Raw genomic sequence first — 25,182 nt, forward strand, 5'->3', positions numbered from 1 at the left:
CCAAAATGAAAAAGCCGCATCTTGTAGCGATACAAGATGCGGCTTTGGGTTGAAAGGTTTATTTAGCAAAACCTAAGTTGTTTACAGACTAGCTTGGCTTTTGCTTGCCAGCTATGATCACTTGCCTGCTGAGATTGGTTGGCTCGCCAATTTAAGTTGTTTGATTTACTTAGGCTTACAGCATAGTCTAATCGCTCAATAAAGCCCTGGTGGTTGTCTGCTATTAATATGGTCTCTTGGTACGGATTAACCGCAGCAAAGCGTGTTGTCACAATTGGTGTGCCTGTGGCTATGTATTCTTTTAATTTAAGTGGATCACAGGCCCTGATCTGCTCATTATCAACAAATGGCAAGATAGATACCTGCCAATGCTGAGAAAATGAAGCTAAACGATCATGCTCTACAGCCGGTATATGGGTTACATTGTCTAACTTGAGTAGATCAGAGAAGTCTTCGACAAGGTGGCCTATCAATACTAATTGATACTCAGGCCTATCTTTAGCTAGCCTTAACAATAAGGCTTTATCAAGCCAAGCATTCAAAGAACCATAGAAACCAATAATTGGTTTGCTTATTTGCTCAAGTTCAACGGCTTTTGTGGTTTGCGTGGCAAAAAGCTCTAAATCGACACCATGAGAAAGCATTTTAACTTTAGATTTCGGCATTTTGTTGGCAAGAAACTCACTCACAACATAGATGGTGTCAGCTTTTTCGATAAGGTCACTTTCAAAAGGCGCGACCATTTTATGATCAACCCCCGCAAGTGCAGAGAAGTCATCACCACAATAATAAATGACCTTATCTTGCTCTCGCGGTGAAATTAGACTAATTGCAGTAGGCACACTAAGCCAATAAACAATTGGTTCATCATCTATGAAACCTTTTCGATTAAAAATCCATTTATTAAATAGCCTTACTATAACGTTATCGTGCCAGGGTAAAACCGCTAATGTGTGTGATGTTAAATTAATGTTTTGGCTAGTATTCGTTGTTTTAGCATTTGACCCTGTCCGCTTTGATAAAAAAAGGCTTTTTAATTTATTAAAAACTCGTTTCACATCAATCAAGCGAAATGTTGGTTTTCGCATACCAATCGAGTTAATCCAAATAACCTGATGTTGTTTTGATAGTTGTTTAAATAGGTGCTGTGTACTACTTGGGTGACTTTGCCAGTCTTCACCGAATACAATAAATTTCATAGCGTCCCCTCCAGCTGTTTAACAATTTTTGCTGGATTGCCAGCAACAATAGTATTTGCTGGGACATCTTTAGTAACTACCGCGCTTGCAGCAACTATAGCACCCTCGCCTATTGTTACACCTGCAAGCACAGTTGCGCCGGTGCCTATCCAAGCGCCTTGTTTGATAATGATATCGCCAACTTGGCATTTATCATCAGGCTCGCCTAGAGCACGTCTTTCAGAGTTTAGAGGGTGACCAGGAAAACCTGCTAAAAATACACGACCAGCAAGGCGAACATCATCTTCTAAAACAATTTTTCGTCCAACAGAAAACGCATTTTGCCAACCAATATCTACATTACTGCCAATTATAAGTTTGGGTGTGTTATTACCATGACTACGCCCACAAAAAGTACTGATGCCACTAATTCGTGTGTTGTCATTACAGCTAATTTCAAGTTTTCCTAAAATTTGCGGCATACCAGAATATAGGTATAAATTTGCTTTTGAGCCCTTGATTTGGCTTTTAAATAGTGGTGTGTAATAAAAAATGCGCCCTAGCTCACTCACTACTGTTTTAACCAATAAATGCAATTTATATATAAATGAATGAATACCTGGGATAACCCACATTTGCGGATTGCGAATCGATTTCGCAAATTGAAAAAGTGATTTTGCAAATGGGCTGTCACTTGATTTAAGCCATTGTTTAATATTTTCACTCATGTGAGATCTCCCTTTGTTTATCGATTACAAGCTTTTCTAATGCAATAGTTAAAGCAAGAATGATATAAATAGGCCATGTAAATGCCTGAGTTAAAAAGGTGCCTGACACCATAAAGCCAATTAGGCCGCCCTTTAGAGCTTTCGCATTTACATCAATTTGTTTGTCATTAATCTGTTTATTCATTAAGAACACACGGTTCAAGGTGCGATAAATACAGGCAATCACTAATACAAAAATGCATATTCCTACGATGCCCGTTTCACCTAATACCTGAAACCACGTACTGTGTACTGCATGATTCTTGCCATCCCAATGTGGGCTGTAGAAATAGTAATTAACGACAAAGTTATTAACCCCAACCCCAGTTAATGGATTATGTATTGCCATATTGATTGCAGCTTGCCATGCGTAAATACGGCCCATAGCAGATTCATCAACACCGCCCTCATGGGAGCCGCCACTTTGTCTATCTGCAATACCTGCAAAAGCAACCATGGCTAACATGCCCACGGCACCTATGCAGCCGACCACTACAGGATTTTTAACTTTCTGGTAAATAAAGAAACTAAGTACAGCAGCAATGCCAAGTAAGCCTCCTCGGCTTTGTGTTGCAATAACACCGCTGATTGCGATAACTAAGCAAATAAATGCAATGATGCGTCTAAATTTATGGGCACTTGAATCAAATACTTCAGCAGCTAAAAAAGACACGGGAAACATCATTACAAGTGATAAATCGTTAGGATCACCAAGTTGTGAGCGAAGTTCTCGCGAAATAGTGACGCGGGTACCTTCTACTAGGCCAATACCATTCATTTTGTTACTCAGGGCAACTAAAGCAATGGCGGCACCTGAGATCATGATGCCAATTCTAACCACATTAAAATGCTTTAATGTGCTCATCCACCACGAGATTGCAAATACCATAATGAGTACTTTTGTTAGTACACCTGACCAGTACTCCATCGCTAAACCCCGATTTGAGGCACTAAAAACGCAAACAGTCAGCCAAATAAACCAAACAAAAAATATCAGATGATTGGTATGCCAATGTGGCTTTAATTTTTGTGAGATAAACAGGTGCCAAGCTATTCCCAATAGCGACGCAAGCGCGAGTAACTTAGGAATTTTAAAAGGCATTAAAAAAGGAAAAGCTTCGTGTAATCTAAAGTAGCTAAATAAAATAAACAAAATTATAAAAGCCACACTTACCTTTACTGCAGTGAAAGCGGCAAAAGGTAATAGCAGCAATGCAAATACTGCTATTGGGCCCAAAATGGCATAGGTAACAACCACAAGTAAGGTTACTAAAATGCCATTAATGAATAACTGATTTTGTTTATAGTAATTGAGCATAGTGATGCTCCTTCATTAAGCTTTTTATTACTTGCTTAATTAATGCTCTATATTGATAAGCCATACCAACAATATAGATAAAACATACAATCCATTTAGCCAAACTTAGTTCGCTAAACTGTAAAGTGATCAGTGTTATAGAGCCTAATGCTAACCAGCTTGGTATTAATGCTGCAAAATTTAGCTTTAGAGGTTCGAAATGCTGACTAACTGAGTAAAGGCAAACTAATTTAAAACTTTGCATAATGATTAGCGCCAAAATAGCGCCTTCAACACCAAGTTTTGGCACTAAAAAGTACAGCAGGCTAAGGCCTAAAAGTGCCGTAAAGAAATTTATAATTGATACAAACACACCATTTTTATGCATGTAGCAACCAATATTAAAAATATCGCTGTGATGGCGTATGGCAACAACAATAATCAACAGAATCAGCCAGCTATCTTTGCCATGGTATTCAGCAGGAAGTACTGAGTTTAATGCGATTGGTGCCAATAAACTCATTAAAACACACATAGCTAAGCCTGCATTTAATGAGGTTATTGCATAATTTTGATATTGCGTTTTATCTTGCTTAATTAAGCTAAAACGTTTGGCGAACCACCAAAGCCTAATCGGCTCAAATGTGAACGAAGTTATAATGGCAAATTGCGCTGCAACGTAATAACTCGCTAAAACACTCTCGTTAAATTCGGCAACGATAAACCAGTTTTCAGCCCCATTACCGGCATAAACAAACAAACCTGATGCGATAATTGAAGTTAAGAATACAGTCTGTGATTTTTTTATTCTCCAGCTAAAGCGAGAATAGCTCACTTTAAGTGCACTTCGCATATCACTTAAGGTTAAACACATAATAATGAACGTGCAGACAACACCTGAAACCATTACACCGGTTACATTAAAACCAAGAAATAACAAAGTGATTGTTAAACAAGTTTGTATGACAGCATGCGCAATACTATAAAAACAATACTTTTGCGCGTAACCAAATAACCGGTAGTAGGTGTACGGGATAGCAAGTACCGAGGCAAAAGTTAAATTTAAAATAAGTAACCTAAAATCAATCACCTTTATTTGCGCAGGTAAGGTTGCAATAATTTGCTCGCTAAATATAAAGCTACAGCCTAAAAAAAGCGCACTAAAACAGATTGTTAATACCAGAGAGTCTCTAAATAACGCCATTTTTTCACGAAAAGATGGGTACTGTTGTTTTAGTAGTAGCTCAGGTAAACCAAGAGAAACCACTAAAGAGCATAGCGCTGACATGGTTACTAAGAAGTTCAGCTCACCAAACTCGCTCTTTTCTAAAAAGCGAGTTGTAATTGGTAAAAGTAAAAAGCCAAACCCTTTTACTGCAAAAATAGCTAAAGCAAAGTAACCAATTTGTTTTAAGTTACTCATAAAACCTCCCTATAAAGATTCAACCCACTTGGAAAGTTGCTGAGCTTGCTTAACTGCGTTGTAATGCTCGTTTACATGTTGCTTAGCATTTTGACCTAGTAGATAACGCTTATGTGGAGATAATTGGTGAAATTTATAAAGCATTTTGCTGAGTCCTGAGATACTACCTGGCATACATTTCATACCAACACTTGGGGTTACAATTTCGTTTGCTCCCATTAAGGTGGTAGTGAGAACAGGAAGGCCACAAGCCATGGCTTCTTTTAAAACTAACGGGCCTGTATCACGGTCGCCATTTTCTGCGACGCAAAAAGGGGCGATAAGCGCAGAATAATAAATTAGGTTTGAGCTAACCCAATCATGAGGTTTTTCACCTAGAAAGCGTATAGATTTACGAATACCAAGCTCTTCAGCCATATACATTAAATCGTTCAGCATTGGCCCGTCCCCTACTATATCTAGAGTTATACCAAACTCTTTTGGAATATGCTTAAGTGCCGGTAGTAGGAATTGCAGCCCTTTCTTTTCGACTAGACGACCGATAAAAATTAAACGAACAGATTCATTTAGGGACGATGGTACAAACTTAAATTGGCTAGTATCGATACCACAATGCAACAATTTAACATTGCTCTTCGAAAAGCGTTTAAATTGCATAGCCATTTCTTCACAAACTGCTATTGAAAAATCACAAAGAGCTAATTTAGGTTTTAAGTCTGCGTTGTTTACGTAAACATCATGGCCATGACCAATAGAAGATACTGTAATGTCAGCAAGTTTTGCCGCAACGATACCGTATGCAAGAGGCCCATGCATAAAATGGCAATGTAAATGATCTATCTTTGCAGCTTTTATATAACGTGCAATTTGATAACCATAAGCAAGCAAGGATTGTGTTGAAATTGATTTAAATTGAGCTGCAGTATGCGTTGCCCTTGCTAACTTATAAATGTTCAACATAGAAGGTAAGATTGATTTAAAAGCAGGCTTAGTGATTTTTTTAACTTCAATGGCACTGGTTAAGTTAATCATGACACTGGTTTTTTCAAATGTAAGAACTGTCACCTTATGCCCTGCATTTAGAAGAGCTTTAATTTCCGTTACAACAAATGTTTCAGATGCAATTGGAAAGCTTGGAACCAAAATAGCAATGTGCTTCATAAAAACGCTCCTATAAAAACTGTTATAAGAGCTATGGCAAGTTCCATACCCAGCAAAAAAACCGAAATATTCCCGAATTGAGATAAAAAATTACCGAAGATTTGCAAAATGCAACGCACAAAGAGAAAAGGCTGAGTAATTTCACAGAAAATACAGATTTAAAGCTGGCGTTTAAATTGCGTATCCTTTACTACGTGAAGAAATGCTATTGGAGCATATTATGAACAGCCAAGTCAGTATTATCATTCCTAACTACAACTGTTTGCAGTATCTAGATACCTGTATTAACAGCATTTACCAGCAAAAAAGTGTAAATTTTGAAATCATTATTGTTGATGATGGCTCTACAGATGGCAGTAAAGAATACCTTGAGCAACTTGCTGTTGACAAGAGTGAGGTACGCATCTTTAGCCAACAAAGAAAAGGCGTTGTCGCTGCTCGTAACCTTGCAATTACACAAGCAAAATCAGAGTACTTAGCTTTTTTAGATGCCGATGATTATTGGTCAGCCGATAAACTTGCAGCTCAGTTAGCATTTCATAAAAAACATCCAGACTGTGTTTTAAGTTTTACTGACTACATGCATTTTAATGAAAACAACGAAGATATAATTGGCTGTTTTGATTATTGGCCCGAATTTAAATGCAATAAAGAAAACACAGACTTCCAGTTTCTAGATAATCCAATAAGCCAAATGATCACAACCAATATCGTTGGCACATCGTCGGTCATGGTTAAACGTTCAACCATTGTTGATGTGGGTGGTTTTGACAATAAGTTAAGTAGCGCTACCGATTTAGATTGCTGGTTAAAAATAGCAAAAAAAGGTTATGTAGGTTATTCAACGCTATGTGCAATGCACTATCTAATGCGTGCTAACTCTATAACATCAAATAGAGAAAATAGACTAGCGGCTATGGTTGAAATTATTAATCGTAACCAATCTGTTGTATCAAACAATGAACTTAAAAAAATCAAAGCACGTTTAAGTGAATGTTATGGCGAGTTCTATCGTGAACTTGGTCAGTATTCAAAAGCCCTTATGTACTCAAATAGAGCCTTTTGGCTATTCCCTCATAAACGAAACTTTAAACATATGCTCTATGACTTGAAGCACTTATTTGGAGCACATTCATGAGAAAAAACATTGTAATCATCGATGATGATGAAGCAATTTTAAGGTCGCTAAAACGATTATTAGGTACTAATAACCATGTAATTTGTTTCAGCGACCCTCTATCGGCAATTGAGTATGCGAAACAGAACCCAATTAGTTTAGTCATTTGTGATCTGTTGATGCCTGCAATCAGTGGTTTTGCTGTTTTAGAGGACATTAAATTGCTACAGCCGAACTGCTCTCGCCTTTTGATTACCGGCTATGCAGAGCTAGAAGCTTCTAAAAGTGCGCTTAACAATAATATAGCTAATATGATTACCGCAAAACCTTGGGATAACTTTGAGCTAACTATGCTGGTTGATATATTAATTGAAAATAGTCACCTTAAATTTAATCAATCCGTAGAAAATGTGAGTTCATAGTGCAGCAGTTTGTGGTCGCTGCCGTTTACAGAGTTAACACCAACATTAGATAAAGAAACATCTTCACTCACTAAACAATGATCTATTGGTAAACCCAAAACTTTTAAATCACTTAGCTGGTTTTTTAAAGACCAAGATGTATAAAAACCTGCGTGATTAAAACAACTGCTTTTAATACTCATAAAGTATCGTGACCAAGGTACTGTATTAAAATCACCAGCAACTAACCAACTCCCCTTTAACTTTTTAATTTCTGAAGCAACTTCACTTAAAACTAAGTTTCTCTGACTCCACAAATTTTGAGTTCTAGGTGATGGAGGATGTAAAAACACACTATTTAACATAACGTTATTATGTAAAAAGCTAAGCTTTACGTAGCCAAGCTTAGGATTATCAAAGCGTTTAATTTGCCTTTGTACGATTGGAAGTTTTGATAGAACAATAATGCCAAATGGCGCCCCTTCAACTTCAGCATAACCAAATAAATAATATTGTGTGTTTAGCTCATCAAGCACATGCCGCTGCGTATCATTGAATTCAAACAGTACTAAGATATCATTTTGCGCATTTATAAATTGGCTACTGATGATATTTGCTAAGTTAGGGTTACTATATTGCAAATTTACCTGGGCGATTTTGATATCTGTGTTTTGAGTCGCTTCAGATGATGAGTAAGGTTTAAAATGAAATAGTACTAAGCAAATACTTAGAACAATTAAACTGAGAGATAGTTTTTTGTTCCACCACAACAAAAAAAATGCAGGTAAAAAACTACATACAATCAGCAAGCCTCGTAAAGCGGCGGCCAAATCGAACAAGTAACTATCAAATTGATTAAAGGCTAACACTAATATAGCTATATAACAGAATAAAAATATTAAACGCATCGCTCCCCTCCTCTGATAACTTATAGCTGCATATTTTGTTCCTTGCTGAGATATGCTTAAAACAAATATAGTATGATGTGTTCTTCTTATATATTAAATTAAGCACCCGAAGGTACTTAATTTATTTAAAACTTACTGTAAGTCTTATTCGAATCCGTTGATCATTTTGTCGCACACTACCGGAGTTGGTCTGTGGTTATCATCAACAGCAACAAACGTAAAGCTACCCGAAATAGCTAAGTGTTTATCGTCTTTGTGCATTGTTTCTAAGAAGATTTCAACATCTACTTTAAGGCTAGTATTACCTACGTGTACAACTTTAGAAATAAGCTCTGCAAATGTACCAGCCGGAATGGCCTCTTTAAAATCAACACGGTCAGACGAAATCGTTACAAGTGGCTTACGGCAAAAACGTGTAGCAGCAATAAACGCTACTTCATCCATCCATGCCAAAGCGTCACCGCCAAACAAAGTATTGTGGTGGTTAGTACGGCCAGGAAAAACTGTTTTTGTTACCGACGTTGTTGAGTCAGCAATACGCTTTGCAATAATAGCGTCACGATCGATTTGTTGTGTCATAGTCTCTACTTTTTATTAGCTAATGTGTCTTGCATCATTAGCGCAGGGTCAAGGCGTTCATTCTTCCAATTAAAACGCCAGTCTAAATGTGGGCCAGTTACGCGGCCGGTCGCACCGATCTCGGCAATTTTATCGCCACGCTTAATTTCGTCACCTACTTTTACATCTAATTTGCTTAAATGAATATAAGTAGAGGTAACACCATGGCCATGGTCAAGAATCAGGGTACCACCAGAGTAATATAAGTCAGCATCAGCAAAAACAACTGTGCCGCTCACTGGTGCATACACTGGGCTACCCGTTTTATTAGCAATGTCTAAACCAAAGTGCGGGCGGCGAGGTTCACCATTAAAGTAACGCTGGCTCCCATAAACACCTGAAATGCGCCCCGTTGCCGGCTTATAAACAGGGTCTAAAAAGTACCTTAAGTCAGAATTGACTTGCCTAGCTTTACGTACAGCTACAGCTTCACGGCTAATACGCTCAGACACTTCTTTAGGTGGCGAAACATATTTTTTTGCTACACCGGTGATTTTATCAATTTTGTAATCACGCTTAGTGATCACAATTGCTTGTTCGTGGCTTACACCAGCACTATCAACCCAAGAAAGGCTATGGTTTGTCTTGGCATCACGACCAAAGCCAAATACAAACTCACCATTTGTTGAAAGCTTAAGAGGCTCACCATTGAAGCTAACACTTTTAGCGCCATCAATTTGGCCTGTTACTAAACCACCTTGAGTTAAATGTCCTTTTAATTCAACAGCACTTGCAGTTAAAGAAAACAATCCTGCAAATGCTGCTATTAATAATCCTTTAAGCATAACTGATTGACCCCTTGCCAACCCCTTCGTAAGCTGTAATTTTAACTTCTGAATCAGGGTATTGGTTTTTAACTTGTGAACTTAAGTAGTCTGCAATGCACTCAACCGTAGTATCGCAAGGTAAAATGTCGCAGCGTGATTTGTCTATCGCCATTTCAAAATAGCCCTGCTGTGATGTGTAAGCAAAGCACACATCGTTCTCTTGTGCAGTTACATGCTTAAGGTCTGATTTATTGATTTCATCTTCAGCTGTTGCTAGATAAATGTCTTCCCATTTATCTGCCCACTCTTTTTGTAAGCGAGGCATAGCCATACCATCAAGGCTAATACCAATCTGAGAGCGATGACCATGAATAATACGCTGACAATTACCATCGTGCTTTTTAAGACCATGGCTGTAATGATAATAAAAACTTTGGCTATGCTCTGGGTATAAATTAATTTCAATCTTTTCGATGTTGCCAGGGAGCTCAGGCATAATAGTTTTAATTAAAAACTCAGTTACAGATTTTTCATCAATAACATCAGCATCGATTAAACAGTATGCTTGGTTAGGAGCACTCATAGCTAAGTGATAATTATCACCGAAGTGACAATCTAGCACGCTGTGCTCAGCATGCTGTTTTAGTGAACCGTTTAGAGAAGCTGGCACAGCAAGTTTATGGTCGATACAGTTATCAATAATGCCCTTGATTTGCTTTTTAACTAAGCCAAAATCAAGCACCATCGACTCATCATTTAATTGACCGTGCAGAGTTAAATCCACAATCCAGCTCTCGCCAACTGCGCCGCGTTTATTACACAAGTAAGAAAAATCAATCACTGTCAGTGAGTTTACAAAAAGGATCATAAATTTCCTTTAGACTGGTTAAAGAATCACAGCAATTATAATGATTTTTACTTCACAATGCGCGGTTTTATCTCCCTTTATCAGCGACAGTTTAATTAAATGGTCATAAAACAAGCTAAAAATAGCAAATAATTAACTGCTCCGAGTTGTTTAGCGTACAAGTGTACGCTAAAGTACGGGGCAATTTCTAAGCGATGAATGAGAGTTATGGAACCTAAAAACAGCTATACAAAAGAAGAATTGGTCCTTTGCGGTCAAGGTGAAATGTTCGGTGAAGGCAACTGTCGTTTACCAAGTGACAACATGCTAATGATGGACCGCATTATCTCTATCACTGCTGATGGTGGTGAGCACGGTAAAGGCCAAATCGTTGCAGAACTAGATATCAACCCTGATCTTTGGTTCTTCGACTGTCATTTTAAAGGTGACCCAGTAATGCCTGGTTGTCTTGGTCTTGATGCTATGTGGCAATTAGTTGGTTTCTTCCTAGGTTGGTCTGGTGGTCCAGGTCTTGGTCGTGCACTTGGTGTAGGTGAAGTTAAATTCACTGGTCAAATCTTACCAACAGCTAAAAAAGTAACTTATCGTTTAGACATGAAGCGTGTTATTAAACGTAAATTATTCATGGGTATGGCTGATGGTACTGTAGAAGTAGATGGCCGAGTAATCTATGAAGCAAAAGATCTTAAAGTAGGTCTTTTCCAAGATACATCTGCGTTTTAATCTTTAATTTAAGATACAAAATAGCAGATACAAAAAAGCCCCTAGATGGGGCTTTTTTGCGTAAATAAGGTGCCTATATTAAGTTTTAAACATGTTTCGGTTTTCAATGGCTTCTCGCCAGCCACCTAACCACTCAGATTTAGGGTCGATTTGTTGATAAGGGCATTGTTCTTTGGAACGGCCTGCCAAGCCTGCTTTATAACCTTGAGAATGAGCTCTTTCTAAACGATCTCTTTTCTGTCTCTTCATAGGTAATATCCTCACCTTTTTATATTTATAGATATGTAGCGAAATTGACATCTACATTTAATGAATAGTTAATAAAACTGTTAAATTCAAATAGCAAAAAGCAATTAAATAAATTGACAATAACTAACGTGCTGATGCTCAAATGAATTAACATTTTAAATGACTAGGTGGTCGTACCTCTTTAACTAAAACCATCTATTAATACACTTAAATTCAGCTAAAAACGATACAGCTCTTCTAGCTTCATTATTTTTGACCAAGCCAATTTCGGCAAAGTTCCCAATTAAATTGTAATCATGACAAAATTATGATGATTACAATTTAGTCAATTTAATGCTTGCATATTAAAAACCGATCGGTCTAATATAGTCGGTATGGAAACAAATAACTCTGTGCCAAGCCGTCGTGGCAGGCCACCAAAAATAGCGCGTTCAAATGCAGATACCCGTGCCCTTTTGATTAATACGGGGCTAGCTGTATTAACCGAAAAAGGCTTTAGCGCAACCGGCATTGATTTAATATTAAAATCAGCTCAGGTACCTAAGGGCTCTTTTTATCATTACTTCAAAAGTAAGAATGATTTTGGCTTAGCACTCATTGATGCTTACGACAGCTATTTTCAGGCAAAGTTAAAACGCCACCTAAACAACGATGCAACAACCCCTCTTGAGAGGATTGTGCTATTTGCCAATGACGCCAAACAAGGCATGGCAAAGTTTGAGTTTAAACGCGGCTGCTTAATAGGTAATTTAAACCAAGAAATCAGTCACCTTGATGAGCCTATGATTGACCGCATAAAACAGGCTTACGCCAACTGGCAAGCTTTAATCGAGCAATGCTTAGTTGATGCTAAGAAGCAAAAGCAAATTCCTCAATCATCAGATTGCAAAATGCTTGCTGAGTTTTTCTGGATTGGCTGGGAAGGCGCAGTGATGCGCTCTAAACTTGATAAATCAAGTGAACCGCTTACCCTTTATACAGCACAATTTTTACACTTAATTTTATAAAGCCGTTTAAATACGGTTTTATTTTAACCATTAAAAGACGATCGGTCTAAAAGGAGTCAACATGACAACATCAGTAAAATCGGTAGTTATAAACAAAGATGATCAAGGCTACCGTGCCGAATACACAGACTTTCCTGTAGAAAGCATCCACCAGCAAGATGTAAATATTGATGTTGACTACAGTACATTGAATTACAAAGATGCCCTAGCCATTACAGGTAAAGGACCTGTGGTAAGAACATTTCCTATGATCCCCGGGATAGACCTTGCAGGTACAGTAACAGACTCTAAAAGCGATGAATTTAAAGTAGGTGATAAAGTTCTGTTAAATGGCTTTGGTGTTGGGGAAAAATACCTAGGTGGTTTGAGTTCAAAAGCGTCTATGAGTGCTGATTGGATCATCCCCCTCCCTGCTAATTTAACACCAAAACAGGCTATGCAAATTGGTACTGCAGGTTATACGGCAATGCTGAGTATCATCGCTTTAGAAAAACAAGGTATCACACCCCAAAGTGGCGAAATTCTTGTTACCGGTGCTAATGGCGGCGTGGGTAGTTTTGCTATCTATTTATTAAATAAACTAGGTTTTGATGTAGTTGCGACAACAGGACGAATGAACGAAGCAGATCACCTTGAAAAATTAGGCGCAAAACGCGTTTTATCTCGCGAAGAATTCTCAGCACCTGGGAAACCACTCGCTAAAGAGCAATTCGCTGGCGCAATTGATTCTGTGGGTAGCCACACCCTTGCAAATGTGTGTGCATCGATTAAATACGGTGGTGTTGTAACAGCGTGTGGTTTAGCACAAGGTATGGACTTTCCAGCAACGGTAGCGCCGTTTATCCTTCGTGGCATTAGTCTAATGGGTATAGATAGTGTAATGCGCCCTAAAGCTGACCGAATTGAAGCATGGCAACGTCTAAGTGAGTTAGTTGAAGCTCAGTACCTCGATGCTATTTCGCAAGAAATTCCACTTTCTGAAGCCGTTGCAAATGCAGAAGCCCTATTAAAAGGTGAAATTCGCGGCCGTGTAGTGGTCAATTGTAAGTAACATAGTTAAAGGCTCTAAACTCTTTAGAGCCTTTTCCAAAAAAGTTTTAAGCACCGAAAGATGATAGCTTTTCGTTTAGCTCATCTTTTGAAATTAATTTCATATCGTACTGTTTTTTTGCTTTGCGAATATTCTCAAAATTATCCAATTTAAGTTGAGCCTTTGCTAATTTTTCCTGCATCTCTTTTTCAGTTAATACATCCAGTTTCACAGCTTTCTCTAACTTTTCTTTTTCTTCATCAAACTCACGTTGAAAAATTGCTTTTTCTTGTAAGATTATCTGATCTTTTAATTTTTTCTCAATTTCTACTGCCTCTTTCTCAAGCTCAATTTTCTTCTCTAAAATAGGCTCTATTTTGTCGAGAGTATCTTGTAGAACAGCTTCAACGTTTTCACCCTTGTTATCGAGTAAGTTAGACACATACTTTTTACCAATGTCTTGATAAGCAATATTTAGTTGCCCGTTAAGTGAAGTAATTTCAGAATTGATTGCTGATAGCTTTGATTTTTCTTTTGACGCAGTAGAGATATCACTGGTTAGTTTAGAGGTAGATTCACTAATATTTGTTCCAATTGTATTAGCTTGTGTTTTGATCTTATCAAAAAGTCCCATTTATAGAATCCTTAATCAATTTAATAAATTAGCCTCATGCCAATTCAAGCGCATAGATTACCTATATAAGGTAAATATGTAAACTTTTAAAATGGTTACGTATATCAAATCGATAAGCGGTATCTAAATTAGATCTTTCAAATTATAATTAACTAATACGTAGACAATAAACAAGAGCATGATATGAGTAATAAAGAAATTTTCAGCAATAACCCACTGCAAGGTGTTGGTATCGAGCAAGTCGTTACAGAGCTTGTCGAGCAATATGGCTGGGAATTACTCCACGCCTATATGCGTTTGAACTGCTTTAAGAATAACCCAGATGTAAAATCTGCGGTTAAGTTTTTACGTAAAACCCAATGGGCTCAAGAAAAAGTCGAAAACTTTTATTTGTATCGTCTTAAAAATTTACCACGCCCAGACGATGTAAACTATGAATTGCCGCCGCGCGATCGTGTGATCCCTGCGGATCAAAAACCAGGTGAACCGTGTGAGTTAAGTTTTACCGATGCTAAACGCATTCACGCTAAAAAAGAAGCTAAACAAAAAGCCCGCACCCGTAAACAACGTTCAAGTGCGAGTAATCCTTGGGGTAATTAAGCTTTAGCTCTGAGCTATAAGCTTTTAGCTGTTAGTTGAAATATGCCGCCTGTTATGGCGGTTTTTTATTTGAGTTAGCGAGTTAAGATTTGAAGGGCTATCTAAAGACGTCAATATTATTTGTTATTAATTTAAGGGTAACGTGATTATGTTAGACTGAGTTAATCATCATTAATGTCATTAAAAAAGGATGTGTATGTCTAACTACAACGAATCACCTGAACAAATCGCAAATGCAACGCAAGATTTCGTGATGCAACAAACAATGTTGCGCATTAAAGATCCAAAGCCTTCTTTAGATTTCTATCAAAATGTTTTAGGCATGAAGTTACTGGGTAAATATGACTTCCCTAAAATGGAGTTTACGCTGTACTTTTTAGGTTATGAGCAAGAAATGCCAAAAGGCACAGATAAAGAAAAAGCACAGTGGGTGTTTCGTCGCCCTGCTCTTATCGAGCTTACACACAATTGGGGCACAGAAAACGACGACAGTTTTGCTGGTTACCATAGTGGTAATAATGAACCAAAAGGCTTTGGTCATATCGGTATTAGTGTGCCAGACGTATATGCAGCATGCGAGCGTTTTGCAAGATACGATGTTGAGTTTGTAAAAAAACCAGACGATGGCTCTATGAAAGGTCTAGCCTTTATAAAAGACCCAGATGGTTATTGGATAGAGATACTTTCTGCTGAAGGGATCACTGAGATAATTGAAGAGCATAAGTAAAAGCCAATTACCCACAAACCTGCTATTTAGCAGGTTTTTTAATTTATAAATTAGAAATCATAGAATCTAATTTCTAAAAATTAGAAAAGCCATTACTTTCATCATCACTTGATACTGTAACTGAAAGCTCTTCATCTATGCTTTCAAAAACTAAAAAGTTTATTGGTTTACAACAAACCTGGCAATCTTCAATATACTGCTGATTTAAGTCTGCAGGATCCAGTAAGATATCTATTTGCTCACCACAATACGGACAAGTAATCTTTTTCTCTGTTAATTGATTCATCAGCCATATCCTTACTATTGTGATCACTCTTAGTGACTTTGTTTAAATACATTCAACATGTAGTTATTAGTTTCATCAAAAAGCTCATAGCACTTAGGAAGATATCCCCAAATTCTTAATGTTGTTTTACCTTTATCGTAAGATAAGCCTATCTTATCTAAAAGCTCAGTTAAGCTCTCTGAGTGATCATGCTCTTTTATAGAGTGATGCCTTCTGACGTCTACTATCTCTTCAATAAAGTATAAATCTAGCCACTGAACACCAATAAAAGGAAATGGTAAATGATAGCACCACTCACAATCCCATTCTGATATATGCCCAGTTACCCATTTCGAACGAAAAGGTGGTTTCCAATTTTTCCATTCTCGCACTTCACAGATGAGCTCATTCCACTTTGTATTGTTTGCAGCTCCTACAAGATTCCGCATTTTAATACATCTTAATGCATCAATTTTGTCTTTCTCACTAGCTGAAGCATCAGCCATAGGCAGAAGGCTCATATGTCTAACACTCTTTTGGGATCTCGCGGATAAAACTCATCGGGCTGTTTAGTACATAAATCAAATTCACGGGTATTTTTGTAAGGTAGCTTCATAAAGCCTGCCACACCTACATCTGTGATATTAACTGCGTATTGCATAAGCTTACTTAATAAACGTTTAAATTCAGGCTCTTTACTGGCATCAAGCAAACGATAGTAATGATGTATTTTCATCCTATCAGGTAAAGCTTCAAAAATGATACAGCCTGTATGGTGTATTTGGTTTAGCTCAAATACGCACTTAATAACCTTTTTCGGGAGCTGTAATTGCTCATCAGGGTCTTTACCATCTTCAAAGTAAGAGTGTGGCCTGGTTACGTCTGAAGCTTGTACATCCATTACTTCGTAATCAAGCTCAGGTAAATTCTCAAACTTAAACGCACCTGTGCCATCACGCTCGAGCTGAATGGTTTTACGCGCATCAAACAAGCAACATTTAAAGAGACCTTTTTGTTCAATTCCTTGCGCTAACATCACCGTGTTGTTAATCGCATCGGTAAACGCAGTGCCAAGCGTTTCATCATGCAGAATAAGGGAAGACTCGACAAACAGTGAGTTTTCTTTCCAATGAAAACTTAAGCCCCCTACTACTGGGTATTTTGCTAATCGGCTTATTGAGGCCAAAAATGCTTTTTCGGTGTCGCCGGTATCAAATAAAAACTCTTTGTAGTATCTGTCGAGCTGGGCATCGTTTACATCTAGTAATTGTTGATTATGGTCCGCTTGTCTTAAAAATTGCTTACGAGAGCTATATACCACCGTGTCTGGGTGTTCATCAAACTCACTAAACCAATAAGGAATATACGGGCGAATGACTTTACGGGGCAGCTCAGGGAGGTAAGCTTTAGCCATTGTAGGCATGTTTCGCATAAAATAATCACCTGCGCCATCTCTGGTTGCCTTATCTTTTGAAAGCATACCGTCAATAACCCGGGCAAGCTCCATAGGTAAATTCAGGCTTGTAGCCGGAATAACCGCAGCACCAAATCTACAAGATTGTGCAGAGGCCAATGCATAAAGGGTTGAGGCAACACCTTGTTCATCAAAACGTGGCGATGACTGCCCGCCTGACATTTGCTCATCACCAATAAAGTACACATCACCCATACGTGCATTAGTGGTACTAATATCAGCAGACATAAGATCCATAAAATTGCTGGCAACCGGATTACCATCAGCATCTATTTGTGCATAAACAGAGCTGCCCCAGTCTACCAAAGACAACTTGTTAGTTTGTTCATCATAAACGATGTTAGAGGGTTTAATATCGCCATGCACAATTGGCTGTGGGCTTAAGCCATTTTTGTGTTCACGTAAATCTAAAAGCACATTACGTAGCCTAAGTGCCAGCGCCATAACTTTTGCTGCACTAAAACGCCCCTGTTTAATGGAGATTTTTTCTAAGTCTTCACCTAGAGCGCGCTCCATCATTAAAATGCCTTGCTTTTTAATGCGTTCAAAGGCATAAAATTTTGGCACGAGCGGATTATTAACTTGCGAGAGCATGTACGCTTCGTCTTCTAGACGATCACGTACACTTTGTGCAAGGGTTATACGTGAAAACTTAAATACCCAAGGTAAGTCTTCATCATCAACACCGGCAAAAACAAATCCAAACGCACCAGAGCCAATTAATTCAACGTCACTGTAACCAAGCAAAGTAAGCTGTTTAATACAAATATTAAGCCATTGGCGGTGCTTTTTAGCATCATGGTGAGACAGTAAATAAACAGACTGTTCTTCATTGATATAAAAATTGCGGATTTGTTTGGGATTCACTACATCTCTCAAAGTTAAGCGGCTTTTAACCGCTTAATTATTGAATGCTAGGCAGTTAATTACAAGGCTTTTGCTCTTCGATGATCCAGCCATGATTTTTAAAAACTATTTCGGAAAAAATTAAAATGGCACCAGCAAGTAAAATTAGCTCGTTCAGTGATATTGCTTCTGCCATGAATACCCATCCCAAAACAAAAAAAGCTAAGAGATCGAGATACCTGAAATACCAAGCGACTTTTCGTGTTTTACCGTATGTGAGTCTGTAGCGCTGAACTAATTCACCTTCACACTCTAATGATATAACGGCTGAGAACTTAAAAAAGGGTTTAACCCTTACACACAACTGACAGGCTTTACCATCAATACTAAACTCATGAACAGATTTAGTTTTAAAGTTACGTGATTCTGCTATTAATTCACCGTCTACTTTCAGTACTTCTTTTCCTGAATAAGCCGAACCCCAGTATTCAATTAAATGTTCACCTAGTTTGAAGTTAGCTTTGATTCCCTTGCTCATTGATACTGTAATGCCATCAGTGTTCATAACAAATCTCCTTATCATTATGAATTTAAAATACTTTAAAAATAAAAAAACGGCAAGCTAGGCTTACCGTTTTGGTACTTTCAATGGGTAAAGGGTTACCTTTTGAAATTAAAGGCGAATACCGCCATCAATTTCAACAACACGACCTGTAAAGAAGTCATTCTCTACAATGTATTGTGCTGTTTGGGCAATTTCTTCTGCTTCACCAAAACGACCCACTGGCGTTACCGCCATCATGCGTTGTTTTGCTTCTGGTTTCATTGCATCTGTCATTGCTGTGCGAATAACACCTGGTGCGATTGCACCAACACGGATACCAAAGCGACCTAATTCTTTCGCCCAACCCGTTGTCATCGCAACAACACCGGCTTTAGACGCAGCATAGTTTGTTTGGCCAATGTTACCAGCACGGGCAACACTCGACATATTAACAATAACGCCACCTTTGCTAGACTCAATCATGTGGCTCGCAGCTTCACGACCTGCTAAGAATACACCGGTCAGGTTCACATCAATAACAGATTGAAATTGAGCTAACGACATTTTATCTACCACTTTGCCTTCTTTTGCTTTGATAAACATACCATCGCGTAAGATACCTGCGTTATTAATTAACACGCCGATATGGCCAAAGTCTTTGTTGATAGTGTTGAACGTTGCTACCACGGCGTCTTCGTCGGTCACATTAGCAGCATACGCCATAACTTTTGTACCATATTTAGCAAGCGCTGATACTGCAGTATCAAGAACGTCTTGTTGCATATCGATAAGGGCGATGTTCGCGCCAAGGGATGCAAATTTCTCCGCCATCGCAAAGCCTAAACCTTGCGCACCACCGGTAATTACGATGTTGTTGTTTTTAATTTCCACAACAATCTCCTACTTCGAGAATAATTTAAAAATAGCGCTAAAATCATCACTACCCGCACCTTGATGCTGAAGCATAGTGTATAGATTCTTCGCCATTGACCCCATTGGGGTAGATGAATTACTTTGCTGAGCCGCTTCCATAGCAAGACCTAAGTCTTTTGCCATCAAATCAACCATAAAGCCAGGTTTATAATCATTACTTGCTGGTGCTGTTTCCATTACACCAGGGCATGGGTTGTAAAGCTCAAGCGTCCAGTTACGGCCAGAGCTTGCAGTCATGATGTCACTTAACACTTTTGGATCGAGCCCGTTATTTATGCCCATTTGTAGTGCTTCGCTAGTACCTGCCATTAAAATGCTTAGCAGCATGTTGTTACAGATTTTTGCGACTTGGCCTGCGCCAATATCACCAGCATGGAAGATGTTTTTACCCATATCTGCTAAAGCCAGTTTGGCTTTTTCAAAGTGGCTTTGCTCACCACCGACGATAAAGGTTAAAGTACCCGCTGTTGCACCTGCAACACCACCTGATACAGGTGCATCAACAAAATCAATGCCTTTTTGAGCAAGTTCGCTACCCACTTGACGCGCTGATTCTGCATCAATGGTTGAGCAGTCAATCACTAAAGTTTTGCTATCAAGTAAGTTGATAAGGCCTGTTTCGCCTAAATAAAGAGACTTAACGTGTTTGCTTGCTGGCAGCATACTGATAAAAATATCAGCGCCAATGGCACACTCAGCTGCATCGGTAGCAGCAATTGCACCTTTATCGGCAAGCTCACTGACCGCTGCTTTATTTAAGTCAAACACACGAACTGTATGACCTGCATTGACAAGGTTTGCCGCCATTGGGCCACCCATGTTGCCTAAACCAATAAATCCTATTGTTAATTTAGCCATTTGTTTACCCCTTGGACTTAAGATGACGTTAATGAGTTTAGTGGGTGAGATTGCTCATCCCAGCGTGCTGTAAAGAAGCTATCTACAACTGCTTCGTCGATATCGCTGAGCGATTTAAACTGCCAGCTAGGTGCACCGTCTTTGTCGATTAATAGCGCACGAACCCCTTCTTGAAACTCGCCTACTTCGCCACAGCGTACTGACATACCTAGCTCCATTTTAAAGCAATCTGCTAACGTCATCTCTTTTGAATTAGCTAATTGACGTTCAACCAGCGCACAACTAAGCGGACAACCATGTGCTAATGACTTTTGCGCACGGGTAAGCCATTTGTCTTCAGTTTGTAAAGCTTGAATGTAGTCAATTTTTCCCTGCAATGAATCAAACTCAGCCAGCTTTTGAATAACCGCTAAGTTATCTTTTACATTGCCTTTAGGAACACGGCCTGAAATATTATCAATCGAGATTAGAATGTTAGTCAGCTTTTCGTGATTTAATGAGGCTGTTTTGCCCCATTTTTCAGCGGTGATAGCCGTTAAAATAGCGTCATATTTATCTGCTGTTGCATAGTGATCAGCAAGATTAACAAACAAGGCATCTTCAGCATTGATAGACGCCGCAGTTAACCCTAAGAATAGACCCACTTGCTCAGGCATTTTATGTAAGAAGTAACTGCCGCCAACATCTGGGTATAAACCAATGGTTAGCTCAGGCATTGCAATACGCGATGTTTCTGTTACCACTCGGTGACTTGCCCCAGCCATTAAGCCAAGGCCGCCACCCATAACAATGCCATTACCCCAAAGTAATATTGGCTTTTCATAACAGTGAATTAGGTAGTCTAATTTGTACTCAAGGGTAAAAAAGTCTTCAATGTAGTTAGCAGGCTCACCTGTGCTCATTGCTTTATGCAGGCTTACTACATCGCCACCGGCACAAAATGCTTTTTCGCCAGCCCCTTTTAGCACGACCATGGCAACGGCGTCATCGTCAGCCCATTTTCTAAGCTGAGGCTCAAGCAGTTGGATCATGTCGTAATTTAAAGCATTTAACGATTTCGGCGCATTGAGTGTCGCAATTGCAATGAGGCCACTCTCGGCCTCTGCAGTTTCAAACACCACAGGCGCATCTTGATGATTTAGTAGTGTTACGTTAGTCATTAGCCATTTACCCAATTTGCTTTACGCTTTTCTAAGAACGCATTCACGCCTTCTTTTTGGTCTTGCGTATCAAACAACTGAACAAATAGCTCACGCTCTAATGGCAACGCATGAGCCATAGGTTGTGTGCGTCCTTTTTGAATAAGTTCTTTACATGCAGTCACAGCAACCGGGCTTTGTTCACCAACTTGGTTAGCAAGTTTCATTGCCGCAGCTAAACTTTCGCCAGCACCAACCACTTCTTCAACAAGGCCAATTTCGCGTGCTTTTTCAGCTTTTAGGCGCTCGCCACATAAGATCATGCGTTTTGCCCAACCTTCACCGACAAGCCATGCAAGGTTTTGCGTACCGCCAGCACAAGGCAGTAAGCCAACTTTCGCTTCAGGAAGTGCCATTTGAGCTTGCTCTTCAGCAATACGAATATCACACGCAAGAGCCACTTCTAGACCACCGCCCATGGCATAACCATTAATAGCCGCGATTGATACACCACGGAAATTAGTTAATGCTTCAAATGCATCACCAAACACTTTTGACATAGTGGCAGCAACGCCTTTGTCACCGCTGGCAAACACGTTTAAATCGGCACCTGCACTAAAGAACTTTTCACCTTGACCTGTAATCACTAATGCATAGACATTTTTGTTAGCATTTAACTCAGTTACAGTGTCTTTAAGCGCGGTTAATGTATCTTGTGTCCAGGTATTCGCTGGCGGGTTATTCATGGTTAAAACCGCTACGTTACCTTCAATATTTAAATCAATCGATGGATTAGACATAGGTTGCTCCTTATAGAATGTCGCCAGCTGACTCAGCTAAGATACGACGTGCGATAATCACACGCATGATTTCGTTTGTGCCTTCAAGAATTTGATGCACACGTACGTCTCTGAAATGACGCTCTAATGGGTATTCTTTGATGTAACCATAACCACCATGAATTTGTAGTGCGTCGTCACATACTTTAAAACCAACATCTGTAGCAAAACGTTTTGCCATCGCGCAGTAAGTGGTTTTTTCGCTGTCACCGGTATCTAGTTTAAATGCGGCTAAGCGCACCATTTGACGAGCTGCAACAAGCTCGGTGTTCATGTCGGCAATTTTAAATTGCAGTGCTTGGAAAGCAGCTAATGGCTTACCAAATTGCTCACGTTCTTTTAAGTATTCGCGCGCAGTATTAAGAGCTGCTTGTGCTGTACCTAATGAACAGGTAGCAATATTAATTCGGCCACCATCTAGGCCTTGCATTGCAAACTTAAAGCCTTCGCCTTCTTGGCCTAGTAAGTTAGCCGCAGGAATTCTGACACCTTCAAAGCTAATTAAACGTGTTGGCTGTGCATTCCAGCCCATTTTTTCTTCAGCTTTACCATATTCAATACCTGCTGCGTCAGCAGGCACAACAAATGCCGAAATACCGGCTGCGCCTTCACCACCAGTGCGCGCCATAACTACAAGTAAATCAGTTTCACCAGCACCCGAGATAAACATTTTAGAGCCTGAGATCACATACTCATCGCCCTCTTTTACCGCTTTAGTTTTTAGTGATGCTGCATCAGAGCCAGAGCCAGGCTCTGTTAAGCAGTAAGAAGCAAGTAACTCACCCATGACTAATTGCTCACAGTACTGAGCTTTAACATCTTCAGTACCAAAGCTTGCAATCATCCAGGTTGCCATATTATGAATTGTCAACATAGCAGTCGTTGCTGTACAACCCATTGCAAGCTGTTCAAAGATAATGCTTGAATCTAAGCGAGATAAACCTAAGCCGCCCGCTTCTTCTGGGGTATATAAACCACAAAAGCCAAGCTCACCGGCTGCTTTAATGGTGTCTTTAGGGAAAATGTGTTCTTGGTCCCACTTAGCAGCATGTGGAGCAAGTTCAGACTCTGCAAACTGACGGGCTGTTTCAGCAAACGCTTGCTGATCTTCGGTTAAATTAAAGTCCATAGTAGACCTCTATTTTGTTGTCTTATTCTTGTGTGAATAACGATTGTTGTCGTTTAAATGTGTGTTCTTTGAGCGAGCATGTGCTCGCTCAGCAGTAAATTAATTACGGCTTATTTAAGGTTGATACTCATGTTCGGACCTGAGGCGATATCATCCTCGAACCAACGTGAAGTAATTGTTTTCGTTTCTGTGTAAAAACGAATACCTTGCTTACCATAGGTGTGTTGGTCACCGTAGAATGAGCCTTTCCAACCTGTGAATGAGAAAAACGGTAGTGGCACAGGAATTGGCACATTGATACCAACTTGACCTACTTCGATTTCATGTTGGAATTTACGTGCAGCTGCTCCACTTGATGTGAATAACGAAGTACCGTTACCGTAAGGCGAGTTATTGATAAGCTCAATCGCCTCTTCAAGGGTATCTACAAACATACAAGCCAGTACAGGACCAAAGATCTCTTCTTTGTATAAATCCATCTCGGTTGTTACATCAGTAAATAGCGTTGGACCAACCCAGTTACCTTGCTCGTAACCTTCAACAGTAAAGTCAGAGCCATCAATTAAGCACGTTGCACCTTGTTCTTTACCACTTGCGATAAGTGATAAAATACGATCTTTAGCTGCTTTTGATGTTTGTGGGCCGTAAGCCGCGTTAGCATCATCCCATACACCTGGGCGTACGTTTTCAAAGCCTGCTTTAATTTCATCAACCCAGTCTTTTGCTTGACCAACGAATACAGCAACCGAAATACCCATACAGCGCTGACCTGCAGCACCTACAGACGCACCTACAAGGTTGTTTACAACATGCGATTTACTTGCATCAGGCATAATAACCATGTGGTTTTTTGCACCTACACAAGCTTGCACGCGTTTAAGGTTTGCTGTGCCTTTTGAATAGATGTATTCACCTACACCACACGAACCAACAAATGAAATAGCACGTACTGCTGGGTCTTCTAATAAACGGTCAACTTGTGGTTTTGTACCATGAACAACTTGTAACACCCCTTTTGGTGCACCTGCTTCAACAAATAGTTCAGCTAAACGCATTGGTGTTAGTGGATCTTGCTCTGATGGTTTCAGAATAAAGGTATTACCACACACAATAGCCAGTGGGAACATCCATAATGGGATCATCGCAGGGAAGTTAAATGGCGTAATACCCGCACATACACCTAGTGGCTGCATGTAAGAATAAGTATCGATTTTACGCGCTACGTTTTCCATTGTTTCGCCCATCATGAGTGATGGTGCATTGGCTGCTTGCTCAACAACTTCAATACCACGCCAAACATCACCTTTGGCGTCTTCAAATGTTTTACCCAACTCATGACAAATAATCGTCGCAAGCTCATCATGGTTTTCTTTTAGTAGTGCTGCGTATTTCATCATAATGCGCGCACGCTCAGAAATTGGCACTTCTTTCCATGTTTTAAATGTTTCTTTTGCAGAGGCAATGGCTGCATCCATTTCAGCATCTGTTGCACACGGAACTTGAGCTAACACTTCTTGGTTTGCAGGATTGATAACATCAATCAGCTGCGATGAACTTGATTGGGTAAATTCGCCGTTGATAAATAAAGGTACTTGGTGCATGAGGCACTCCTCCCCAGTGGGTATAAAGAGGCCGCAACATGATAGTTTTTAAAATACGTTGCGGCTGTGAGAGATTAAA

28 protein-coding genes are annotated in these 25,182 nt (G+C 39.4%); 7 read left to right on the forward strand and 21 right to left on the reverse strand.

Features of this window, described 5'->3' with window-relative positions; translation table 11 throughout:
• Positions 1 to 62 precede the first annotated feature (62 nt).
• Genes AN213_RS02275 through AN213_RS02295 form a run of 5 tightly spaced genes read right to left on the reverse strand, consistent with a single transcriptional unit; the run spans position 63 to position 5,826 of the window.
• Positions 63 to 1,199, reverse strand: coding sequence for a glycosyltransferase (locus AN213_RS02275; RefSeq protein ID WP_055197163.1), 1,137 nt, complete (start codon positions 1,197 to 1,199; stop codon positions 63 to 65).
• The gene (locus AN213_RS02280; RefSeq protein WP_055197165.1) at positions 1,196 to 1,906 is read right to left on the reverse strand and encodes an acyltransferase; all 711 of its coding nucleotides are present in this window, start codon (positions 1,904 to 1,906) and stop codon (positions 1,196 to 1,198) included. Before AN213_RS02280 ends, AN213_RS02275 begins: the two co-directional genes overlap by 4 nt.
• Entirely contained in the window at positions 1,899 to 3,263 is a 1,365-nt protein-coding gene (locus AN213_RS02285; RefSeq protein ID WP_055197167.1) for an O-antigen ligase, read from the reverse strand. Before AN213_RS02285 ends, AN213_RS02280 begins: the two co-directional genes overlap by 8 nt.
• Positions 3,247 to 4,665 (reverse strand): lipopolysaccharide biosynthesis protein, encoded by a 1,419-nt coding sequence (locus AN213_RS02290; protein ID WP_054561497.1) that lies wholly within the window; start codon positions 4,663 to 4,665, stop codon positions 3,247 to 3,249. Before AN213_RS02290 ends, AN213_RS02285 begins: the two co-directional genes overlap by 17 nt.
• Positions 4,666 to 4,674: 9 nt before the next feature.
• The gene (locus AN213_RS02295) at positions 4,675 to 5,826 is read right to left on the reverse strand and encodes a glycosyltransferase (protein WP_055021344.1); all 1,152 of its coding nucleotides are present in this window, start codon (positions 5,824 to 5,826) and stop codon (positions 4,675 to 4,677) included.
• Positions 5,827 to 6,046: 220 nt separating this feature from the next.
• Between AN213_RS02295 and AN213_RS02300 the strand changes: the two genes are divergently transcribed.
• Both AN213_RS02300 and AN213_RS02305 read left to right on the forward strand, forming a co-directional pair.
• Positions 6,047 to 6,964 (forward strand): glycosyltransferase family A protein, encoded by a 918-nt coding sequence (locus tag AN213_RS02300; RefSeq protein ID WP_055197169.1) that lies wholly within the window; start codon positions 6,047 to 6,049, stop codon positions 6,962 to 6,964.
• Positions 6,961 to 7,365, forward strand: a complete 405-nt coding sequence (locus AN213_RS02305; RefSeq protein WP_055197171.1) for a response regulator — start codon at positions 6,961 to 6,963, stop codon at positions 7,363 to 7,365. The genes AN213_RS02300 and AN213_RS02305 overlap by 4 nt, the downstream gene beginning before the upstream one ends.
• Here AN213_RS02305 and AN213_RS02310 read toward each other — a convergent pair.
• From AN213_RS02310 to AN213_RS02325, 4 genes are all read right to left on the reverse strand, one after another.
• Positions 7,338 to 8,252 (reverse strand): endonuclease/exonuclease/phosphatase family protein, encoded by a 915-nt coding sequence (locus AN213_RS02310; RefSeq protein ID WP_055197173.1) that lies wholly within the window; start codon positions 8,250 to 8,252, stop codon positions 7,338 to 7,340. The genes AN213_RS02305 and AN213_RS02310 overlap by 28 nt on opposite strands.
• Before the next feature lie 144 nt (positions 8,253 to 8,396).
• A complete protein-coding gene (locus AN213_RS02315; RefSeq protein WP_054561502.1) occupies positions 8,397 to 8,831 on the reverse strand; it encodes an acyl-CoA thioesterase in 435 nt (144 codons plus the stop codon).
• 5 nt (positions 8,832 to 8,836) lie between these two features.
• On the reverse strand, positions 8,837 to 9,655 hold the full coding sequence (locus AN213_RS02320) for a M23 family metallopeptidase (protein ID WP_055197175.1): 819 nt from the start codon (positions 9,653 to 9,655) through the stop codon (positions 8,837 to 8,839).
• Positions 9,648 to 10,505 carry a 6-carboxytetrahydropterin synthase gene (locus tag AN213_RS02325; RefSeq protein ID WP_055197177.1) on the reverse strand — a complete coding sequence of 286 codons (858 nt, stop codon included), beginning with the start codon at positions 10,503 to 10,505 and terminating at the stop codon, positions 9,648 to 9,650. Before AN213_RS02325 ends, AN213_RS02320 begins: the two co-directional genes overlap by 8 nt.
• Before the next feature lie 207 nt (positions 10,506 to 10,712).
• On the opposite strand from AN213_RS02325, the gene fabA reads away from it, so the two are divergent.
• A complete protein-coding gene (gene fabA, locus AN213_RS02330; protein ID WP_054553819.1) occupies positions 10,713 to 11,228 on the forward strand; it encodes a bifunctional 3-hydroxydecanoyl-ACP dehydratase/trans-2-decenoyl-ACP isomerase in 516 nt (171 codons plus the stop codon).
• Positions 11,229 to 11,306: 78 nt separating this feature from the next.
• On the opposite strand, the gene rmf is transcribed toward fabA, so the two are convergent.
• Positions 11,307 to 11,477: a ribosome modulation factor gene (gene rmf / locus AN213_RS02335; RefSeq protein WP_036968408.1), complete on the reverse strand. Its 171-nt coding sequence runs from the start codon at positions 11,475 to 11,477 to the stop codon at positions 11,307 to 11,309.
• 374 nt (positions 11,478 to 11,851) lie between these two features.
• On the opposite strand from rmf, the gene AN213_RS02340 reads away from it, so the two are divergent.
• Together AN213_RS02340 and AN213_RS02345 are read left to right on the forward strand one after the other, a co-directional pair.
• Entirely contained in the window at positions 11,852 to 12,484 is a 633-nt protein-coding gene (locus AN213_RS02340; protein WP_055197179.1) for a TetR/AcrR family transcriptional regulator, read from the forward strand.
• Between the two features lie 61 nt (positions 12,485 to 12,545).
• Positions 12,546 to 13,535, forward strand: a complete 990-nt coding sequence (locus AN213_RS02345) for an MDR family oxidoreductase (RefSeq protein WP_055197181.1) — start codon at positions 12,546 to 12,548, stop codon at positions 13,533 to 13,535.
• A gap of 46 nt (positions 13,536 to 13,581) precedes the next feature.
• Here the strand turns inward: AN213_RS02345 and AN213_RS02350 are convergent, their stop codons facing one another.
• Positions 13,582 to 14,148 (reverse strand): hypothetical protein, encoded by a 567-nt coding sequence (locus AN213_RS02350; protein WP_055197182.1) that lies wholly within the window; start codon positions 14,146 to 14,148, stop codon positions 13,582 to 13,584.
• Between the two features lie 183 nt (positions 14,149 to 14,331).
• On the opposite strand from AN213_RS02350, the gene AN213_RS02355 reads away from it, so the two are divergent.
• A complete protein-coding gene (locus AN213_RS02355; RefSeq protein ID WP_055021352.1) occupies positions 14,332 to 14,748 on the forward strand; it encodes a VF530 family DNA-binding protein in 417 nt (138 codons plus the stop codon).
• Between the two features lie 196 nt (positions 14,749 to 14,944).
• The gene (gloA, locus tag AN213_RS02360) at positions 14,945 to 15,475 is read left to right on the forward strand and encodes a lactoylglutathione lyase (RefSeq protein WP_055197185.1); all 531 of its coding nucleotides are present in this window, start codon (positions 14,945 to 14,947) and stop codon (positions 15,473 to 15,475) included.
• A gap of 73 nt (positions 15,476 to 15,548) precedes the next feature.
• On the opposite strand, the gene AN213_RS02365 is transcribed toward gloA, so the two are convergent.
• The 10 genes from AN213_RS02365 to AN213_RS02410 all read right to left on the reverse strand — a co-directional run bounded on the left by AN213_RS02365 (position 15,549) and on the right by AN213_RS02410 (position 25,103).
• On the reverse strand, positions 15,549 to 15,761 hold the full coding sequence (locus tag AN213_RS02365) for a CPXCG motif-containing cysteine-rich protein (RefSeq protein WP_054561509.1): 213 nt from the start codon (positions 15,759 to 15,761) through the stop codon (positions 15,549 to 15,551).
• Positions 15,762 to 15,790: 29 nt separating this feature from the next.
• A complete protein-coding gene (locus tag AN213_RS02370; RefSeq protein ID WP_054561510.1) occupies positions 15,791 to 16,246 on the reverse strand; it encodes a DUF6678 family protein in 456 nt (151 codons plus the stop codon).
• An 11-nt stretch (positions 16,247 to 16,257) separates the two neighbouring features.
• Complete coding sequence (locus AN213_RS02375) at positions 16,258 to 18,081, reverse strand: protein kinase domain-containing protein (RefSeq protein ID WP_055197189.1); 1,824 nt, start codon at positions 18,079 to 18,081, stop codon at positions 16,258 to 16,260.
• Between the two features lie 55 nt (positions 18,082 to 18,136).
• Entirely contained in the window at positions 18,137 to 18,625 is a 489-nt protein-coding gene (locus tag AN213_RS02380; RefSeq protein WP_054561512.1) for a hypothetical protein, read from the reverse strand.
• A 108-nt stretch (positions 18,626 to 18,733) separates the two neighbouring features.
• Complete coding sequence (locus AN213_RS02385) at positions 18,734 to 19,495, reverse strand: SDR family oxidoreductase (RefSeq protein ID WP_055021357.1); 762 nt, start codon at positions 19,493 to 19,495, stop codon at positions 18,734 to 18,736.
• 9 nt (positions 19,496 to 19,504) lie between these two features.
• Positions 19,505 to 20,395 carry a 3-hydroxyisobutyrate dehydrogenase gene (mmsB, locus tag AN213_RS02390; protein WP_054561514.1) on the reverse strand — a complete coding sequence of 297 codons (891 nt, stop codon included), beginning with the start codon at positions 20,393 to 20,395 and terminating at the stop codon, positions 19,505 to 19,507.
• Between the two features lie 17 nt (positions 20,396 to 20,412).
• Positions 20,413 to 21,555, reverse strand: coding sequence for an enoyl-CoA hydratase/isomerase family protein (locus AN213_RS02395; RefSeq protein WP_055197191.1), 1,143 nt, complete (start codon positions 21,553 to 21,555; stop codon positions 20,413 to 20,415).
• Positions 21,555 to 22,334: an enoyl-CoA hydratase gene (locus tag AN213_RS02400; RefSeq protein WP_055021359.1), complete on the reverse strand. Its 780-nt coding sequence runs from the start codon at positions 22,332 to 22,334 to the stop codon at positions 21,555 to 21,557. Before AN213_RS02400 ends, AN213_RS02395 begins: the two co-directional genes overlap by 1 nt.
• Before the next feature lie 10 nt (positions 22,335 to 22,344).
• A complete protein-coding gene (locus tag AN213_RS02405; protein ID WP_054561517.1) occupies positions 22,345 to 23,502 on the reverse strand; it encodes an acyl-CoA dehydrogenase family protein in 1,158 nt (385 codons plus the stop codon).
• Between the two features lie 110 nt (positions 23,503 to 23,612).
• Positions 23,613 to 25,103, reverse strand: a complete 1,491-nt coding sequence (locus tag AN213_RS02410) for a CoA-acylating methylmalonate-semialdehyde dehydrogenase (protein ID WP_055197193.1) — start codon at positions 25,101 to 25,103, stop codon at positions 23,613 to 23,615.
• Between the last annotated feature and the right edge of the window lie 79 nt (positions 25,104 to 25,182).

It is taken from the genome of Pseudoalteromonas sp. P1-8 (assembly GCF_001399985.1).
In the GTDB taxonomy this organism is placed as follows: Bacteria; Pseudomonadota; Gammaproteobacteria; order Enterobacterales; family Alteromonadaceae; genus Pseudoalteromonas.